Below are 18,339 nucleotides of genomic sequence, written 5' to 3'. Positions count from 1 at the left end.
CCAGAATCCCTCCTTCTGGGCAATCCGAATAATAAAAGTACAAGTTAGGAAATGACATAGAAAATTGCAATTATCCGCGTATGTTTGACCCGGTTGTCAACACGGTCATAGGTAGTCGACTGTGGATAAAAAAAGTCGAAAAAAAGGGATTCCACTCGGAGAAGAGAAAAAAAGCAGACGGTTATCCGCATCCTTGTGTGTAACAAAATACACACAGGTGGGAATCTGTCCACAAACTTATCCACATGCTGTGGAAAAACCAATTGACCTATCGGAGTTATTCACGCTTCAAAACAAAAACATAATAACAGATATAAGGCTTGGCATCAATGGTTTTTTCATACTTATCCACAAACACAACCACTGGTGCTAGTCACATATTCACACGTCTATATTTTGTGTACAAGCTGTAGATAATCTTGTCGAAATATGTTTTTGTGGATAAAATGATATCCACAGGCAAGTATAACACTCGGGAAATAGTTTTGTGGGGATATTTGCCTTGGTAATCAAATTCCACTGTCACTTGACTTTTTAGGCATATCTTTTTATAATGCGAAAGAATGTCTGTAAAGGCGGAGGTGTATACGTAATGAAACCATCTTTCAATCCTAACAATCGCAAGCGCAAAAAGGATCACGGATTCCGTAAGCGCATGAGCACAAAGAATGGCCGTAAAATCTTGGCTGCTCGTCGTCAAAGAGGAAGAAAAGTTCTTTCCGCTTAGGCCACACTTTTAGTGGCCTTTTTTGTTTACTTGTAAAGTCGGAAAATTCTTTGTTTCTATAAAAGAGGAAGTTCTGCACGAGTGTTGAACCTTTTGGAAGGAAAATGATTACCTAGCTACCGAAAGGATGAGGCATGCAGGAGGCAGAGGGGCCTTTTTGAAACAGGACAAGGAATTTACCGGCTTTTTTCATTTAAAGAGAGGATCAATGATTCTCTTTTTATCGATTTCTTGTATTCTAAGGGCCAAATACGGAAAAAAGTGAACGAAACAAGGATATACTGGTAGATGCTGTTTGTGTTTTCTACTATAATTGTGATGTTAGGGGTTGTTCACCTTGCATCGTTCACACCGGCTCAAAAAGAATGAGCAGTTTCAAGAAGTGTTTCAACGAGGAAGTTCGGCTGCAAACAAGCAGTTTGTCCTGTATTCTGCCAGACAGGAGGGACGGGCTGCATTTCGTGCCGGAATTTCCGTCAGCAAAAAGATTGGCAATGCCGTTATCCGTAACAGGGTCAAGCGCCTGATTCGCGAAGCAGTCGCGCGTCTGGAAAAGATGATCCCACTCGGGCTGGATCTCGTGATCATTGCACGCCCGGGAGTGGAGAACATGTCGCTTGAAGCCATCGAGCAATCACTTTTGCATGTCATGAAGAGGGCGAAGGTGATCAAGCAGGCACCCGTACATAATGGGAAAAGAGGGTGAAGCGATGATTGCGAAAATCATGATGGGACTAATCCGTGGGTATCAGCTGTTTATATCCCCGATGAAACCACCTTCATGCAGATTCGCGCCTACATGCTCTCACTACGCGATCGAATCCATTCGGAGATTTGGAGCGTGGAAGGGAGGATGGCTGGCTCTTCGTCGCATCCTAAAGTGCCATCCGTTCCACCCGGGCGGGTTTGATCCGGTCCCGGAACAGCACAAATAATCAATAACCTCAATGAAGCGGGGAAAAGGAGGATCATCCCTTGAGTAGACGTACCCTCAGCATACTTATGCTGACCTTGCTGGTTCTCGTTTTGTCGGGCTGTAACCCTCAGACAGCAGCACCAATCGGCCCTGACGCAACCGGCATCTGGGACAAGTATCTGGTTTACCCCTTGTCCTGGTTGATTAAAGAGAGTGCGCTGGTACTCGGCAACAGCTATGGTCTGGGTATTCTGGTAGCCACGATCATTATCCGTCTGATTGTGCTTCCTTTAATGGTCAAGCAGATCAAGAGCTCCAAGAAAATGCAAGAGCTTCAACCGGAAATGCAAAAAATCCGCGAGAAGTACAAAAATGATCCGCAAAAAGCACAGCAAGAGACGATGGCCATCTTCCAAAAGAACGGAGTCAATCCGCTCGCTGGATGCTTGCCGATGCTGGTACAAATGCCGATTTTGATCGCTTTCTACCACGCGATCATCCGGACGTCCGAAATCAAGTCTCAAACGTTCCTGTGGCTGACTCTGGGCGCAAAGGACCCATATTATATCCTGCCAATCGTAGCAGCGATTACGACCTATTTGCAGTCGAAGATGATGGGACAGGCTACACAAGGAAATCCGCAGATGCAAATGATGCTCGTCATGATGCCGCTGATGATCCTGGCTATCGCTGTGACGTTGCCGTCGGCGCTCTCGCTGTATTGGGTGTACGGTAACCTGTTTACCATCGTTCAAACCTATTTCCTGTACCGCGATAAAGGCAAAAAGCTTACTCCTAAGGAGGGAGCCTCCAAGTGAAAAAGGTGGTAGCTACGGCAAAAACGATAGACGATGCTGTGCAGAAAGCTTTGCTGGAATTGGGTGTGCCTCGAGATAAGGCAAGCATCAGGGTACTGGAAGAACCGAGCAGAGGATTGTTTGGGCTCATCGGTACCAGGGATGCCAAAGTGGAAGTGGAATTTCATTTTGACCCGGTTGCACAGGGACGTGAATTTCTTCAAGACGTGTTATCCAACATGAAGGTAGATGCCAAAGTGGAGCAACGTTCACATGAAGAAGGCGTGCTGTTTGACATCCAGGGAACGAATCTGGGAATCATTATTGGCCGTAGGGGACAAACTCTTGATTCACTGCAGTATCTCGTAAACGTCGTAGCGAACCGTCATGCGGACAAACACGTACGCATCACATTGGACGCTGAAAACTACCGGCTGCGCCGCAAGGAAACATTGGAGCAGCTGGCGGATCGGGTCGCGAAAAAAGCTCTTTCGACCAAGCGAGATGTCCGCTTGGAGCCTATGTCGGCAGCAGAGCGGAAAGTCATTCACGCCTTTCTGCAAAAACGCTCCGATGTCGTTACGTTTAGTGAAGGCGACGAACCGAATCGCTATATTGTCATTGCACCGAAGGAAGCCTCCAAGTAGGCTTCCTTTTTTTGACTTTGATTTAGAAATGCATGTCTGATGACCTTCCAAACATTATCCACTGTGGATAACTGACAGAGGGGTTGGGGCGCAGTGAAAAAGATCATACTGTGGATAAGAATCGCGGCGAGCAACCTTGAAGCGCAGGGTTGCTTTTTCCCGTTGAAGTGTAGGGGCTGCCTGAGGCTTGCACTTTCTTTTGGTATTTTTCGAGGCGATCTGTTAAGCTAGTATGTTAGTGGCTGACTTGTTTTGATGGAAAGCTTGAGGTGAACAGCATGAAATTCGATACGATAGCTGCGGTCGCGACACCGATGGGTGAAGGCGGCATTGCCGTGATCCGGGTAAGTGGTCCGGAAGCGATCGAAGTTGTGGATAAGATATACAAAGGAAAAAAAGAGTTGTCCACTGTGGACACTCACACGATTCATTACGGACATTTGCACGATCCACAGACTGGCAGCCTCGTAGAAGAGGTTCTGGTTTCGGTCATGAAGGCACCGCGCACGTTTACGCGGGAGGATGTCGTGGAGGTCAACTGCCACGGAGGAATCGTTTCTGTCGAGCGTGTGCTGCAATTGATCCTGGAGAATGGCGCCAGATTGGCTGAGCCCGGCGAGTTCACCAAACGGGCGTTTCTCAATGGGCGCGTCGATTTGTCCCAGGCAGAGGCCGTCATCGATTTGATCCGGGCGAAAACCGATCGGGCGATGAAAGTGGCGCTGAATCAGGTGGAAGGGAAGCTTTCCCGTTTGATTCGGCAGCTGCGTCAAAATTTGATCGAAGCGATGGCTCATATAGAAGTAACACTCGATTATCCAGAGCATGACGTAGAGGAATTTACCCAAAATTTCTTGCGTGGCAAGTGCGATGAGGTCAAAGCAGAGATCAAACGGCTTTTGCAGACGGCGAAGCAAGGGAAGATCCTGCGGGAAGGGTTGTCGACTGCGATTATCGGGCGACCCAATGTAGGAAAATCGTCGTTGTTGAATAGTCTGGTGCAAGAGGAAAAGGCGATTGTCACGGATGTAGCTGGTACGACTCGCGATGTGATTGAAGAGTATGTCAATGTCCGCGGTGTTCCGCTGCGTTTGATCGATACGGCGGGGATCCGCGACACGGAAGATATTGTCGAAAAAATCGGCGTGGAGAAATCCAGACAGCTATTGCAAAAGGCAGACCTCGTGCTGCTAGTGCTCAATTATAATGAACCTTTGAGCGCAGATGACTATGCAATCTTCGAGGCAGCCAAAGGGTTTTCCGTCATCGTGATCGTCAACAAGTTCGACCTGCCGCAAAAGATCGATTTGGAAGAGGTCAAGCGACATTTCCCTCAGCAGCCGTTGATTATGACTTCTGCGCGGGAGGAGACCGGCATCGAGCTGTTGGAACAGGCGATCAGCGAGATTTTCTTCAGCGGCCGCGTTCAACAGGATGACCTGACCTATGTGAGCAATGCTCGCCATATTCACCTGTTGAGACAGGCTGAGCTGGCCATGAACGATGCTTTGGGTGGCATTGATGCGCTGATGCCTGTCGATATGATCCAGATTGATATCAAAAAAGCGTGGGAGCTGCTGGGAGAGGTCATCGGGGAAAGCGTCGGCGAGGATTTGATCGACCAGATCTTCTCCCAGTTCTGTCTCGGCAAGTGAGAAAACCTCTATCGAGGCACTCTCAAGAAGGAGCGACGTGGCACTTCGTACCGAAGTGATGCCAGAAGCGGACGCTGAGGCCCTTCGCCATGGGCTCAAGAATTCATAAATGTAATGCTTATCAATTTCTATACGTGAAACAGTACGCATGAGGAGGAGGAAAACGAAGTGAACGCAGTACCTATGTATGAAGCTGGCTCGTTTGATGTCATCGTGATTGGGGCTGGGCATGCGGGGTGTGAAGCGGCACTGGCAGCTGCCCGGATGGGATGCAGCACCATGCTGTTGACCATCAATCTGGATGCTGTCGCATTCATGCCATGCAACCCGTCCGTCGGCGGTCCTGCAAAAGGACATGTGGTCAGAGAAATTGACGCATTGGGCGGAGAAATGGGCCGAAATACAGATAAAACGCATATCCAAATGCGGATGCTGAACACGGGAAAAGGACCTGCTGTTCATGCGCTGCGTGCGCAAGCGGATAAATTCGCTTACCAGCATGAAATGAAGCGAACCATCGAGAATACGCCAAACCTGCTGCTCCGTCAGGCGATGGTGGAAGAGCTGATCGTGAATGATGGTGTCTGTGAAGGAGTAGTGACCCAGACAGGCGCTCGCTACAAAGCGAAGTCGGTTGTACTGACGACAGGCACGTATTTGCGCGGAAAAATCATTTTGGGCGATCTTCAATATGAGAGCGGCCCAAACAACATGCGTCCTTCCATCCGCTTGGCTCATCACTTGAAAGAGCTCGGATTTGAGATGACGCGTTTCAAAACAGGTACACCTCCCCGTGTCCATAAACACACGATCGATTTCAGCAAGATGGAGATCCAGCCTGGAGACGAGGTTCCACGCGCATTCTCCTATGAAACAACAGAGTTTATTACCGACCAGCTGCCATGCTGGCTTACCTACACGAATGAAGAGACGCACGAGCTGATCAACGGAAATCTGCATCGTGCCCCGATGTACTCGGGCATGATCGAGGGGACAGGGCCACGTTATTGCCCATCCATCGAGGATAAAGTCGTTCGCTTCAACGATAAGCCTCGCCATCAGATCTTCCTGGAGCCAGAGGGACGACACACGGAGGAAATGTACGTGCAAGGTTTGTCTACCAGCTTGCCGGAAGACGTGCAGTTGTCCATGCTCCGCTCGATGTCAGGGATGGAAGAAGTCAAAATGATGCGGCCAGGCTACGCGATCGAGTATGACTCTGTTGTGCCGACACAGCTCTGGCCATCCTTGGAGACGAAAATCCTGCCAGGCCTCTTTACAGCCGGACAAATCAACGGCACATCGGGATATGAGGAAGCAGCAGGCCAGGGCCTCATGGCGGGAATTAACGCTGCACGCCGTGTACAGGACAAACCGCCTGTCGTGTTGGGCCGTGAAGAAGCTTACATCGGCGTACTGATTGACGATCTGGTCACCAAAGGAACGCATGAGCCATACCGTTTGCTCACTTCCCGTGCCGAGTACCGCTTGCTTTTGCGTCACGATAATGCGGATCTGCGATTGACAGATATCGGCTACGAGATTGGCCTGATCGGCGAAGAGCGCCACAATCGTTTTAATCAGAAGCGTGAATTGATCGAAAGGGAGAAAGAGCGGGTCAACAATACCCGTGTACGTCCGGATATGGAGCACGTCCAAGAAGTACTGCGTACAGCCGGCTCTCCTGAGCTGACCGAGGTGATCGAGCTGGCACAGCTCCTGCGTCGCCCGGAATTGAACTACAGCCACATCGTTCAGATGATGCCTCCAGCTGAGCCGCTGCCAGACGAGGTAGCGGAGCAGGTAGAGATTCAGATCAAATACGACGGCTACATCAAAAAATCGCTCCAGCAAGTAGAGCGCATGAAAAAGATGGAGGAACGCCGAATTCCGGAAAATCTGGATTATCATCAAATCTCGGGGATGTCCAAGGAAGCGCGCGAAAACATGTCGAAGATTCGCCCGCTGAATATCGGTCAGGGCGCTCGCATCGCGGGGGTTACTCCTGCTGATATTTCGGTGCTGATGGTCTATTTGGAGCAGTACAATCGCGTAGGAGCGGCAGAGTAAGGAGAATAGCGGATGACGAAAGAGCAATTTGCCGAGGCGCTTGGTGCCAAAGGCATTGTGTTGACAGAGCGTCAAATGGAACAATTCGATCAGTTTTTTCACCTATTGGTCGAATGGAATGAAAAAATGAATCTGACGGGCATTACGGAAGAAGGACAGGTGTATAACAAGCACTTTTACGATTCGATTACACCAGCATTCTTCTTCCCGTTTGACAAAGTGGAATCCGTAGTCGATATCGGAGGGGGAGCGGGCTTTCCTAGCATCCCACTGAAAATCTGTTTTCCGCACCTGAAAATGACGATAATCGATTCCTTGAACAAGCGCATGAATTTTCTGCAGCACGTAGCGAATGAATTGGGGCTGGAACATGTGAATCCGGTGCATGGCCGTGCAGAGGAACGCGGGCAAGAGCCGGCCCATCGGGAAAAATACCAGCTCGTCGTCGCCCGTGCCGTGGCGAGAATGAACTTGTTGTCCGAGTTTTGCCTCCCATTCGCCAAAGTCGGCGGGCATTTCGTAGCTCTCAAAGGGGCTGAAATGACACTTGAGCTGAATGAAGCGAAAAAGGCAATCAAAACATTGGGCGGCAAGACGAGAAAAGTGGAAACCTTCCAGCTGATGGAGGAAGCAGGAGAACGCAACATCGTGATCGTGGAGAAAGTAGAAGCCACGCCGAAGAGCTACCCGCGAAAGGCAGGCATTCCTGCAAAGAAACCAATCATCTAACAAGAATTGGCGAAGAAAGGTCGTGGCATATAGCCGCGGCCTTTTTATTTCCCTGTTGATCGGATACAAGCAAGTGAGAGCATCTTTCGAATAACCTTTGTGCTCTGAACGGCTGGCCATTTCCCCAGCGGTGCATCACAAGAGATTCCTGCGCTGCCAGGGCATGTCTCACCTTCTTTCGGCATATACATACAAGTAACTTTTTCTGAGATTGATGCCTTGTTGAGAGGATGGATCATCCATGCAAACTGCGCTAGCCGTCTTTATCCCGCCAGAGCTCCCGACGATTTTATTGCGTTTGTTTTTGGCGTTTTTGGCAGGAGCGATCATGGGATGGGAGAGGGAGCGCTTTATTAAAGATGTTCACCGAGGGCGCGGGGCTGGATTTCGTACATACAGCCTCGTTTGCTTTGGTTCCTGTTTGTTTGGACTGGCTTCGATATACGGCTTTTCTTCCAGCGGAGTGAATCATGATCCAGGGCGGGTAGCAGCACAAGTGGTCACTGGAATGGGTTTTTTAGGAGCGGGTGCTATCATCAAATTCAACGGATCCGTTAAAGGACTCACTACTGCTGCGGGGATGTGGGTGGCATCTGCTATCGGCTTGATGTTTAGTGCAGGGATGTACGTTACCGCGATCATCGCTGCCTTCCTTGCCTATTTGACTCTTGATTTTCACAGATTATTTCCGAGGCTGTTTCACGCCACCAAAATTTCACATTTCTTCGATGATCGTCTAGAAGAGGAAGACCATCAAAAAGAGCGTAGAAATCCTGCCTTTTATGATGACGATCATGACTGATGTTTCACGTGAAACGTTTTTCATTAGCAGGAATTGGACGAATCTTGCAGAATTACAATTAGATAAGAATCGCAAGCAGAAGAACGAGCAGAACGAATGTAGGCCAAAAGAATTTTAAACATCGCAGAGAAAGGGCAGTGATCGTCTTTTTCTATAGGACGCAAGCCCCTTTTCGTTCAGTTCCGGGTGTACAGGCCCCACTTCATATGTCACAAGGTCATGCCAGCTGTTTTTCCCAGATGGAAATAAGAGGCTATACCTTCATGACCTGATGCAAGCACGAATCTGGCGCTTTTCATTTTTGTATCGAGAAGCTAGGAGAATTCGTGTCTTTTGAGTGGGTAACGAGTTGAGCAACCGGACTGGCTGGAACGACCGCACCCGTATTGGGAGAAGCGGCTCATGTTGTCACAGTTGCGTATATCAGAGCTTGTTCTGTTTCTTGCAGCAAGTGTACGAAACCATCAAGAATGCGCCCAAGATTTCCGAAAAATTTAATAGAGGTTCAAATAGCAAGGATGGAACGGGTAGAAGTGGGGGATTTTCTATGGCAGTGAAGGATTCATTTTCTCGCATATTCGGGTTGACCGACAAAACAGACAACGAAGAAATCAGGCAAATTCCGGTAGAGGAGATTGTGCCAAATCCATACCAACCTCGCACGGTTTTTGATGACGAGAAAATTGAAGAGTTGTGTCAAACCATTCGGACTCATGGATTGATTCAGCCGATCGTCGTTCGAATCAGGGACGGTCATTATGAATTGATTGCTGGAGAACGGCGTTTGCGTGCAACGAAAAAATTGGGCATGGAGCGCATTCCTGCGATTGTCAAAGAGTTTAACGACGCGCAGACTGCCTCGATCGCGTTGATTGAAAACCTGCAGCGAGAAGGATTGACCGCTATTGAAGAGGCTGTAGCCTATCAAAAGCTGATTGATCTGCACAATCTGACGCAGGAGAGTCTGGCACAGCGCCTTGGCAAAGGGCAGTCCACGATTGCCAACAAGCTGCGATTGCTTCATCTGCCGCAAGAAATCCAGGATGCGCTGCTAGCCCGTCTGGTGACCGAGCGTCATGCTCGTGCGTTGATTCCATTGAAACAAAGTGAACTGCAAGTAAAAGTGCTCCAAGAAATTCTCGAGCGGGAATGGAACGTCAAGCAAACAGAAGTGAGGGTAAAGCAGCTTCTGGAGGCGGCAGAAAATCCAAAGCAGGAAAAGGAAGCGAAACCGAGGTGGAAAGCCTTTTCCCGGGATGCGCGAATTGCCATCAATACCGTGCGACAATCTATTGATATGGTGATGCAAACGGGATTGCCTGTCGAGACTGATGAAGAAGATCATGACGAGTTTTATCAATTTACCATTCGGATCCCGAAAAACAAGGATACAAACAAGTAAAATCAAATCGAATAAAGATCGGTTCAGGTTCCCGAAGAGGGGAGAGGACGGTGGCTGATTGGGCCGCCGTTCTTTTTGGTCACAACCTGTTTTCCTTCAAGCATAAAGAGGATAAAACGGGGAGGAGCCGCCGAAAAACTTCTTGTCAGGACAAGAAGAAGAGAGTTCCGGAGAATGGGGAAATATACACCCGTTCAATGCCTTCATCAGGACAAATGAGATCGTGGCACTTCAAGTACGGCAAGAGATTTACGAGAAAAACAGAAACTTCCATGTAAGGTCGAACAAAATTACAGACAAATTGTCCCAATATGAAAAAAACAGCGTACGGCAAGGGGCTAAATCTGGTAACATGGTTATACCAAAAGGAATAGGCCGAACTATTTTTTTGAAGTTCTCCCTGGCAGAGAACAGGTCTGATTAAATGGCAGAGCCGTTTGCTTGAGGGCTCGGCTATGCGTCACGGAAAGTTCAGTAGAGGAATCGGCGATATACTGTAGCGATCTCAAACTTTCCTACACGAAAAAAATGAGGTGGAGAAGTTGGGTAAAATCATTGCGGTTGCGAACCAGAAAGGCGGCGTCGGGAAAACGACTACGTCCGTCAATCTAAGCGCTTGTTTGGCCGCATTGGGGAAAAAGGTGCTACTGGTGGACATTGACCCACAGGGGAACGCGACCAGCGGGATCGGAGTCAACAAGGCGGATGTGCGTTATTGTATCTATGATGTACTGATCAACGACATTAGCCCGGTCGATGCTACTTTGCCAACGGACATTGAAGGTTTGATGATCATCCCGGCCACCATTCAGCTGGCAGGTGCGGAAATTGAGCTAGTACCAACGATCTCTCGTGAAGTTCGTTTGAAAAAGGCTCTGGAAGTTGTGAAGGACAAATACGATTATGTGATTATTGATTGCCCGCCTTCTTTGGGCATTTTGACTGTGAATTCTCTGACTGCAGCCGATTCTGTGCTCATTCCGATTCAATGCGAGTACTATGCTTTGGAAGGGCTGAGCCAGCTGCTGAATACGATTCGCCTGGTACAGAAGCACCTCAACTCACAGCTTGCTATTGAAGGTGTCGTCTTGACCATGCTGGATGCTCGGACCAATCTGGGGATCCAGGTCATCGAAGAGGTAAAGAAATACTTCCAGGAAAAAGTATATAAAACGATCATTCCCCGAAATGTCCGCCTAAGTGAAGCACCTTCACACGGACAAGCCATCATCACGTACGATCCACGCTCCAGAGGGGCGGAAGTCTATACCGATTTGGCGAAGGAAGTGGTCGGGGTATGAGTAGAGGTTTGGGAAAAGGGCTGAACGCACTCATTACGTCCAATCTCATTGAGGAAGGCGAACAAGTCAAAGAGGTTGCCGTCAGTGAGATTCGTCCCAATCCATATCAGCCCAGGAAAGAATTCGAACAGTCGGCGATTGACGAACTAGCCCAATCGATCAAGGAACACGGGATTATCCAGCCGTTGATCGTACGAAAAAGCATCAAGGGATACGAACTTGTTGCGGGTGAAAGAAGGCTGCGTGCTGCCAAGCTCTGTGGTCTGAAACAGGTCCCCGTCGTAGTAAAAGCATATACGGATCAGCAGTTGATGGAGATCGCGCTGATCGAAAACCTCCAGCGGGAAAACCTAAATCCGCTGGAAGAAGCGGAAGCCTACGAAAAGCTCATTGCCCATCACGAGTATACGCAAGAACAGCTGGCACAACGGATCGGAAAGAGCAGGCCGCATGTCGCCAATATGCTGCGACTGCTTCAACTGCCGGATAAAATTCGGAAGATGGTGTCGGCCGCAGTTCTTTCGATGGGACATGCCCGTGCGCTGCTGGCAGTGGAAAAAGAACAGGTTCAGCTCCAGTTGGCAAAAGACGTGGTCGACAAAGGCCTGAGTGTTCGCCAATTGGAAGAGCTTGTGAAACAGCTGAGTGTTTCACGTGAAACAAAGAAGAAGAAACCGGTAAAGAATGAGCCTGTTCTCGTAGAAATGGAAGAGCGATTGAGAAGCAGATTTGGTACCTCGGTGAAGATCAAGAAGGGAACCAAGCGGGGGAAGATCGAAATTGATTTCTACTCTCAGGAAGATCTGCAGCGAATCATCGATCTATTACAAGCAGAGAAGTAGTGCAGGAGGTAGTCATGGCGATCATCTATTTGGATAACGCAGCTTCTACCTGGCCAAAGCCGCCGACAGTGAAGGAAATGATGGCAGAGGTTATTGAGGACTTTGCTGCAAACCCGGGCAGAGGCGGACACACTTTGGCGATGAAAGCTAGCAAAACCGTGTTTCGTACACGAGTGCAATTATCGCGGTTGTTCGGGATTCAAAATCCGAATAACCTCTTTTTTTATCTAAATGCTACACAGGCTCTGAATCAAGCCATCAAGGGCTTTTTAAAGCCGGGTGATCACGTCATTTCCTCTTCCGTGGAGCATAACTCTGTGAGACGACCATTGGAGTATATGCGCAAAACTAGCGGAGTGGAAGTAACGTTTGTAGGCCCTAGAGCCGATCATCTTTTTCATGTAGAAGATTTTAAGCAGGTAATTCAGCCAAATACACGACTGCTGGTCGTCAGCCATGCGTCGAATTTGACAGGAGTCATTTTGCCTATTGCGGAATTGGGGGCATTAGCCAAGGAGCACGGTATTTCGCTTCTGGTCGATGCCTCGCAGTCTGCCGGTGTATTGCCGATTCATGTGGAAGAGATGAACATTGACATGCTGGCTTTCCCGGGGCACAAAGGCTTGTACGGCCCTCAGGGAACAGGCGCATTGTACGTGCATAACGACATTGATCTGGAGCCGTTAATCCATGGGGGAACCGGAAGCCAGTCCGAAGCGATCGATCAGCCTACGACAAGACCGGATCGCTACGAGAGTGGAACGGTGAATACCGTCGGGCTGGCCGGCTTGTTAGCTGGCGTCACGTATGTGATGGAAAAAGGGGTAGAACAGATCCGCCAGCATGAATGGGAGTTGGTCAAAAAAACGATATCCGCATTGGGAGAAATCCCAGGGGTAGAGGTATATGGACCCGGCATTCAAACGGAACGGGTAGCAGTCGTCTCCTTTAACGTCGCAGGAGTCGACGCATCCGAGGTTTCCTTTATTCTCGACCAACAGTACGGGATTGCTACGAGATCCGGCTACCATTGTACGCCGCTAGGCCACCAAACGGCAGGAACGGAACAACGAGGCGCTGTTCGTGCGAGCTATGGCATTTTCAATACAGACAAAGATGTAGAGGCGCTTATTCAAGCGGTGCGGGAGATCGCATCTGCCTTCGTGTAACGTATCTGTAGGGGGAGACAAAACGTGATCCTGTTGGGAACCCTGGTGAATGCGGCAGCTATCATTGTCGGAGCCTTGTTAGGGCGACTGTTGAGCCGAATCCCCGATTCGATTCGCCAGACTGTCATGCAAGGAATCGGATTGGCTGTCATTCTGCTGGGAATCAAGATGAGTCTTGGAACGAATAACTTTTTGCTGATGATTGTGAGCATCGTGCTGGGAGCGATCATAGGTGAATGGATTGGCATTGAAAAAGGCTTGAATAGCCTCGGTCAATGGCTGGAGAGAAAGCTTGGCGGTAACAGAGAAGGCAGTATCGCAACAGGTTTTGTCACTGCGACGTTAGTCTATTGCATTGGAGCCATGGGAGTCTTAGGGGCCATGGATAGCGGATTGCGAGATAACCACGACATTCTGTACACAAAGGCGTTAATTGACGGCTTTTCAGCCATTATCTTTAGCTCCACGCTGGGGATTGGCGTATTGTTCTCAGCAGTTCCCGTCTTTGTGTACCAAGGGATAATCGCCTTATTATCGACTCAAATTTACAACGTTGTCAGCCAAGCGACGCTCGATGCCATGCTGGTCGAATTGACAGCAGTGGGCGGATTGATGATCATCGCGATCGGCATCAACGTTTTGGAGATCAAAAGGATCAATGTCGCGAATATGCTGCCTGCGTTGGTCATTGCCGCGCTTGGGGTTCCGATTGTAGGATGGCTTTCGCGGCTGTTTTCTTGAGGAATAGGAAAGAAGACTCTTCTCAAACGGGAAGAGTCTTTTTGTTTGCCCAATCAGGAGAAGTGATGGGAAATCACGAACGACTGATGCATTCAAAGCCAAAAGACTGCTCAAGGATGGTAGAATAGGCGCATGAGAGAGGATTCAAGAAAGTTGTAAACAGGAAAAGTCACGAAGCATGCTTGCCAATAGGATCGCATAGGGATACCTGTAGGAAGAGCTGTAACGGTAGAGAAACAAGAAACAAGGCGAAAGAAAGCGATTCAAACGACGCTTGGGGAGAGAACAGCGATGCTGGGGTTTATCGTGAATCCGGTGGCGGGGAATGGGAAAGGAAAAGAAGTATGGGGTGTCCTGGAACAAATTCTAAGGCAGCAAGAAGCCGTTTATCGAGTGCGGGAGACATCTAGGGAGGGGGAAGCACAAACCATAGCTGTTGAACTGATAGAAAAAGAGGGAGTAAATAAAATCGTTGCGGTCGGAGGGGATGGAACCATCCATGAGGTCGTAAACGGCATTCATCAATCGGGGAAAGCATGCATGCTGGGACACGTGGCGGCAGGATCCGGGAATGATTTTTCGCGTGGACATGGATTGTCGAATGACCCCGAAGAGGCAATCGAGCGAATCCTGTCGGAAAAACGTGAAAAAGTGATTGATCTGTTGAAAATCAATGGGCGCTTGGCGGTTAATTCAGTGGGAGCGGGATTCGATGGACAGGTAGCCAAAACGACAAACGCGGCCAGCTACAAAAAGTGGCTGAACCGGATGAGGCTGGGGAAGGCAGCGTATTTGTGGTCAGTCATACGCGTTTTGTTTACGTATCAGCCCTGCGAGGTAAAACTGACGGTGGATGGAGAAGTGTTTTTTGTCGAAAAGGCCTGGCTCATTGCGATCGCCAATATCCCGAATTACGGTGGGGGTATGCTCATTTGCCCAAGGGCTGTAGCCGACGATGGAATGGCAGAGATTTGCGTGGTCAATGATGTAGGCCGCTGGGGTCTGCTGCGGGCATTTCCGCAAATCTTTACTGGAGCCCATGTCAATCATCCAAAGGTCAGCTTCTTTCGTGGAAAAAAGATCACGGTGGAGGCGCAGAGGCCTTTGTTTGTCCATGCAGACGGAGAGATAGTGGATTCAACGCCATTGCGTGTAGAAGTAATACCGAAGAGTCAGCGGATATGCGGGTAAAAAAAAAGAGACTTGTTTTACCAGAGGGGGAGGAGAAACAAGTCTTTTCACCTATTTGAATGAGGGTGAGCACATGCTAGGGTAAGTGAATCTAGATACTGCCCAAGCGGCTTTCCTCAGAGGCTAACGTAACAGCTTTTGCTAAACCGGACGCAATAATGTCAGCCATGCTCATGACAACTGCCAAGCGGGTATTTTGGAGCACAAAATACTCCATGAAACCTCCGACATTGACAATTCCCGTAATGTGAAAAGTACCGACGGGAGGGAGCTCTTTTTTGACACCGGCTCCGGGTTTCAGCGGTCCATTGATCACATTGATATTCCCGACGTGGCTGAATTGGCCCAGACAGGCATCGACTGCAATTACGGTTGCCTTTGGATGCTTGCTTTGGATGAATTCCAACTTTTCGGTGAGATTCATCGCGTGGACAGGATCATCCAAGGTCCCGTACACTTGCAGCATTCGTGTTGAGTGCGCTTGCAGCTTGCTCCCCACGAGAGGGCCGAGTGCATCGCCAGTTGAACGGTCTGTCCCAATGCAGACCAAGACAATTTCTTCTTCAAAAGGCTTCAGGCGAAAGCGTTGAGCAAGGTGTAGAGCCAGGTGTTCATCTGCGTTTTCACTGCGGTATTCCACTTTAAAAGGTGGCAAGAAATGATCCTTGCGATTCTCAAATGTATTCATGGCTACCCCCACTCTTGCTTTTCGTCAATGATAAGTTTTGAAGAGTATTCACAGTATAGTACCGAAAAGGCATTTTTATACCTGCTAATGAGAAGGTTACGTAGGTTTTGAAAAATCAGCGAAACTGGCAAGAGCATAAGCGAACAGGTAAAATAGGAGATGCTCGGTCGATACGGCAATAAGGTCGGTCGGCAGGACGTAGGGAGGGAGAAAAGTGGGAGGAGAGACGGTACTGATTGCATTCGATTCCACGCAGCAAGCTTTGCGCGCAGAGATGCTGCTGGAGTATGCGGATATAGAGATTGACACAAGACCGACCCCAAAAGAGATAACGGCGGGCTGTGCCCTCTCCATCGAGTTTCCACTGCCAGATTACTCACAGGCGAAGACGATTATGGATGAACAACAGGTGATCATTCGTGGCTATTTTCGGCAGTTTGCTGATCGCTATCAGGAAATTGACGAGAGCGGAAACAGAAAGGAGCAGGAGAAATGAATGAATTGAATGAAATGAAGTTTTGGCAGAGGCTGTATATGCAGATTTATGATACCGTGACGAATGCCGATATGTGGATGAACATCGGGATGATTGTCTTTAAAATCGTAGCGATAATCGTGATTTCACGCATCGTTGTCTCAGTCGTCCAAGCAGCCGTCAATCGCGTGTTTCAGCACCGGAAGGACAGCAAGATTCAGATGGACCAGCGACGTGTGGATACGATGAGGGTTCTGGTGAACAACGTCGTGCGCTACACGCTGTACTTCTTGGCGATCCTCATGATTTTGCAGCTGCTGGGGATTGACTTGAAGCCGGTTCTCGTGAGCGCTGGGGTATTGGGGCTGGCCGTCGGCTTTGGAGCTCAGAGCCTGGTACGGGATATCATTACCGGATTCTTCATTATTTTTGAGGATCAGTTCGCAGTCGGTGATGTCGTGACCATCAACAATATGACAGGAACGGTGCAGGAGATTGGTTTGCGCATTACACGCGTCCGAAGCTGGACGGGGGAAGTGCATATTTTCCCCAACGGTACGATTACGCAAGTGACCAACTTTTCTTTGCAAAATACGATGTCCGTCGTGGATGTTTCGGTCGCGTATGAAGAAGACCTGAAGCAAGTGGAACAAGTCTTGAAGGAAGTGCTGCAGCTGGCTCAAACCGAGCTGACTGACATCGTGGCTGAGCCCCAAATTCTCGGGGTGCATGCATTTGGACCGTCTGAAGTGATCATGAGGGTGACGGCCGAATGCAAGCCGAATACCCATCATGGGGTAAATCGGAACCTGCGGGCTATGATTCGTACGGAATTCACAAAACGAGGCATACAGATTCCCTATCCGAAAATTGTTGCGATGCAAGGAAAAGGCCAAGGCCAAACTGTGGGGCACGCATAGAGAGAAAGGAGAAGGACAAGGATGGAACGGAAGCAATTTGAACTGGGGGATGTCGTTCAAATGAAAAAACCGCACCCGTGCGGTACGAATGCGTGGAAGGTGATCCGGATGGGCATGGATGTGCGTATCAAATGCACAGGTTGTGACCACAGCGTGATGATTCCACGTCTGGAGTTTGAACGGAAGCTGAAAAAGATCTTAAGTCATGCAGGAGAAGAGACGCAGTCTTAAGCTCCAAATATGTTTGTAGGACCGTGTTGTCTTTTTTTACAATGCCCGTAAACGGTGAGAGAGAGCTGTCCTGGGGATGGCTTTCTGCCGTTCATACGGGGGGATATGATGAAAAAGTGGACAGGCAAATGGCTGCAAACGCTGGGAATGGTGATATTTCTGCTGCTGGCTGTACAGCCGGCCATGGGAGCGGATGGATCATCCTGGGGAATGAAGATGACACCAACGGATAAAGCGACAGATGTTTCTGTGGACACGCAGATTACGGTCACGTTTGCGCAGCCCGTACGTCTAATGAACAGCAAAGAGCTGACGAATTCATCTTGGTTGTCCATTATCAAGCTGACGGATGGCAAAAAGAAGCGCGTGCCGTTCACCGCCAATTGGGGCAAGTCACAGCGAACACTCACGATCGACCCTGTGGGCAACTTGGAGGCAGGGCAATCGTTTGAGGTAATGATTCCTGCAAAAAAGGTAAAAAACGACCGCGGACAAGCAAATCCGGAAGCGAGCGTGACGTTTTCCACAAAAAAGGCTGTGGATACCATAGCCCCACGAGCCACGATCTTTCCGGGCCATGGAGCAAAGCAAGTCAAGCTGACGGAAAAAGTAACGCTGCAATTTGCGGAGGATGTATTTTTGGTCGACGGCAATGTCTTAGCGAGCAAGACGGCAGGGGCTCTCGTTCGATTGACAGATGACACGGGGGCTAGCATCGCGCACAGCATCACCTGGAACAAGAGCAAGAGGATGCTGACCGTGAAGCCCCGAGGCAAGTGGCAGCCATACAAAAATTATCAGGTCGAACTGGTTCCGGGCTTGCTGCGAGATGGGGCGGGCAACATCAATGCAGTCCAGCGCTCCAGCTTTACGACAGGGGCCAAATAAATTATCGCAACAAAAAGGGATGCGCTGAGGTAGCGACATCCCTTTTTTATTTGTACTATCGAGCTTGCCCCGGAGGATAGTACATACGCTATGACAGTTCATGGCGAGTCAGCAACGATCGCCAAAATTGACGGACCTTTGACAAGAA

Annotated in this window: 20 protein-coding genes; 19 read left to right on the top strand and 1 reads right to left on the bottom strand. The window is 49.2% G+C overall.

Annotated elements, in window-relative coordinates; translation table 11 throughout:
• The first annotated feature begins 592 nt into the window (after positions 1 to 592).
• From rpmH to JNE38_RS30415, 15 genes are all read left to right on the top strand, one after another.
• Complete coding sequence (gene rpmH, locus JNE38_RS30485) at positions 593 to 727, top strand: 50S ribosomal protein L34 (RefSeq protein WP_007720125.1); 135 nt, start codon at positions 593 to 595, stop codon at positions 725 to 727.
• 337 nt (positions 728 to 1,064) lie between these two features.
• Positions 1,065 to 1,433, top strand: a complete 369-nt coding sequence (rnpA, locus tag JNE38_RS30480) for a ribonuclease P protein component (protein ID WP_203354740.1) — start codon at positions 1,065 to 1,067, stop codon at positions 1,431 to 1,433.
• 4 nt (positions 1,434 to 1,437) lie between these two features.
• Complete coding sequence (gene yidD / locus JNE38_RS30475; protein WP_203354739.1) at positions 1,438 to 1,662, top strand: membrane protein insertion efficiency factor YidD; 225 nt, start codon at positions 1,438 to 1,440, stop codon at positions 1,660 to 1,662.
• Positions 1,663 to 1,702: 40 nt separating this feature from the next.
• Positions 1,703 to 2,461: a membrane protein insertase YidC gene (yidC, locus tag JNE38_RS30470; protein ID WP_203354738.1), complete on the top strand. Its 759-nt coding sequence runs from the start codon at positions 1,703 to 1,705 to the stop codon at positions 2,459 to 2,461.
• Positions 2,458 to 3,087, top strand: coding sequence for an RNA-binding cell elongation regulator Jag/EloR (gene jag, locus JNE38_RS30465; RefSeq protein WP_203354737.1), 630 nt, complete (start codon positions 2,458 to 2,460; stop codon positions 3,085 to 3,087). Before yidC ends, jag begins: the two co-directional genes overlap by 4 nt.
• Before the next feature lie 278 nt (positions 3,088 to 3,365).
• Complete coding sequence (mnmE, locus tag JNE38_RS30460; protein ID WP_203354736.1) at positions 3,366 to 4,742, top strand: tRNA uridine-5-carboxymethylaminomethyl(34) synthesis GTPase MnmE; 1,377 nt, start codon at positions 3,366 to 3,368, stop codon at positions 4,740 to 4,742.
• A gap of 168 nt (positions 4,743 to 4,910) precedes the next feature.
• On the top strand, positions 4,911 to 6,812 hold the full coding sequence (gene mnmG, locus JNE38_RS30455) for a tRNA uridine-5-carboxymethylaminomethyl(34) synthesis enzyme MnmG (RefSeq protein WP_275296670.1): 1,902 nt from the start codon (positions 4,911 to 4,913) through the stop codon (positions 6,810 to 6,812).
• A 12-nt stretch (positions 6,813 to 6,824) separates the two neighbouring features.
• Positions 6,825 to 7,541, top strand: a complete 717-nt coding sequence (rsmG, locus tag JNE38_RS30450) for a 16S rRNA (guanine(527)-N(7))-methyltransferase RsmG (protein WP_203354735.1) — start codon at positions 6,825 to 6,827, stop codon at positions 7,539 to 7,541.
• 241 nt (positions 7,542 to 7,782) lie between these two features.
• A complete protein-coding gene (locus JNE38_RS30445; protein WP_203354734.1) occupies positions 7,783 to 8,343 on the top strand; it encodes an MgtC/SapB family protein in 561 nt (186 codons plus the stop codon).
• A 547-nt stretch (positions 8,344 to 8,890) separates the two neighbouring features.
• Positions 8,891 to 9,745: a nucleoid occlusion protein gene (gene noc, locus JNE38_RS30440; protein ID WP_203354733.1), complete on the top strand. Its 855-nt coding sequence runs from the start codon at positions 8,891 to 8,893 to the stop codon at positions 9,743 to 9,745.
• A gap of 542 nt (positions 9,746 to 10,287) precedes the next feature.
• A complete protein-coding gene (locus JNE38_RS30435) occupies positions 10,288 to 11,046 on the top strand; it encodes a ParA family protein (RefSeq protein ID WP_049740466.1) in 759 nt (252 codons plus the stop codon).
• Complete coding sequence (locus tag JNE38_RS30430) at positions 11,043 to 11,888, top strand: ParB/RepB/Spo0J family partition protein (RefSeq protein WP_203354732.1); 846 nt, start codon at positions 11,043 to 11,045, stop codon at positions 11,886 to 11,888. Before JNE38_RS30435 ends, JNE38_RS30430 begins: the two co-directional genes overlap by 4 nt.
• 14 nt (positions 11,889 to 11,902) lie before the next feature.
• Entirely contained in the window at positions 11,903 to 13,057 is a 1,155-nt protein-coding gene (locus tag JNE38_RS30425) for an aminotransferase class V-fold PLP-dependent enzyme (protein WP_203354731.1), read from the top strand.
• A gap of 24 nt (positions 13,058 to 13,081) precedes the next feature.
• The gene (locus tag JNE38_RS30420; RefSeq protein ID WP_203354730.1) at positions 13,082 to 13,798 is read left to right on the top strand and encodes a DUF554 domain-containing protein; all 717 of its coding nucleotides are present in this window, start codon (positions 13,082 to 13,084) and stop codon (positions 13,796 to 13,798) included.
• Between the two features lie 291 nt (positions 13,799 to 14,089).
• A complete protein-coding gene (locus JNE38_RS30415) occupies positions 14,090 to 14,989 on the top strand; it encodes a diacylglycerol/lipid kinase family protein (protein WP_203354729.1) in 900 nt (299 codons plus the stop codon).
• A 91-nt stretch (positions 14,990 to 15,080) separates the two neighbouring features.
• Here the strand turns inward: JNE38_RS30415 and yyaC are convergent, their stop codons facing one another.
• Positions 15,081 to 15,677 carry a spore protease YyaC gene (gene yyaC, locus JNE38_RS30410; protein WP_203354728.1) on the bottom strand — a complete coding sequence of 199 codons (597 nt, stop codon included), beginning with the start codon at positions 15,675 to 15,677 and terminating at the stop codon, positions 15,081 to 15,083.
• Positions 15,678 to 15,891: 214 nt separating this feature from the next.
• Here yyaC and JNE38_RS30405 point away from each other — a divergent pair, with 214 nt between their 5' ends.
• The 4 genes from JNE38_RS30405 to JNE38_RS30390 all read left to right on the top strand — a co-directional run bounded on the left by JNE38_RS30405 (position 15,892) and on the right by JNE38_RS30390 (position 18,191).
• Positions 15,892 to 16,173, top strand: a complete 282-nt coding sequence (locus JNE38_RS30405; RefSeq protein ID WP_203354727.1) for a putative Se/S carrier protein — start codon at positions 15,892 to 15,894, stop codon at positions 16,171 to 16,173.
• Positions 16,174 to 16,187: 14 nt separating this feature from the next.
• Complete coding sequence (locus JNE38_RS30400) at positions 16,188 to 17,072, top strand: mechanosensitive ion channel family protein (RefSeq protein WP_428993746.1); 885 nt, start codon at positions 16,188 to 16,190, stop codon at positions 17,070 to 17,072.
• 21 nt (positions 17,073 to 17,093) lie between these two features.
• The gene (locus JNE38_RS30395) at positions 17,094 to 17,303 is read left to right on the top strand and encodes a DUF951 domain-containing protein (protein ID WP_203354726.1); all 210 of its coding nucleotides are present in this window, start codon (positions 17,094 to 17,096) and stop codon (positions 17,301 to 17,303) included.
• A 108-nt stretch (positions 17,304 to 17,411) separates the two neighbouring features.
• Positions 17,412 to 18,191 carry an Ig-like domain-containing domain gene (locus JNE38_RS30390; protein WP_203354725.1) on the top strand — a complete coding sequence of 260 codons (780 nt, stop codon included), beginning with the start codon at positions 17,412 to 17,414 and terminating at the stop codon, positions 18,189 to 18,191.
• Positions 18,192 to 18,339: the final 148 nt, after the last annotated feature.

The organism is Brevibacillus choshinensis (assembly GCF_016811915.1).
Classification (GTDB): domain Bacteria; phylum Bacillota; class Bacilli; order Brevibacillales; family Brevibacillaceae; genus Brevibacillus; species Brevibacillus choshinensis_A.
The sequence above is the reverse complement of the archived record's forward strand: the minus strand, read 5'-3'. Positions and strand labels throughout refer to the sequence as shown.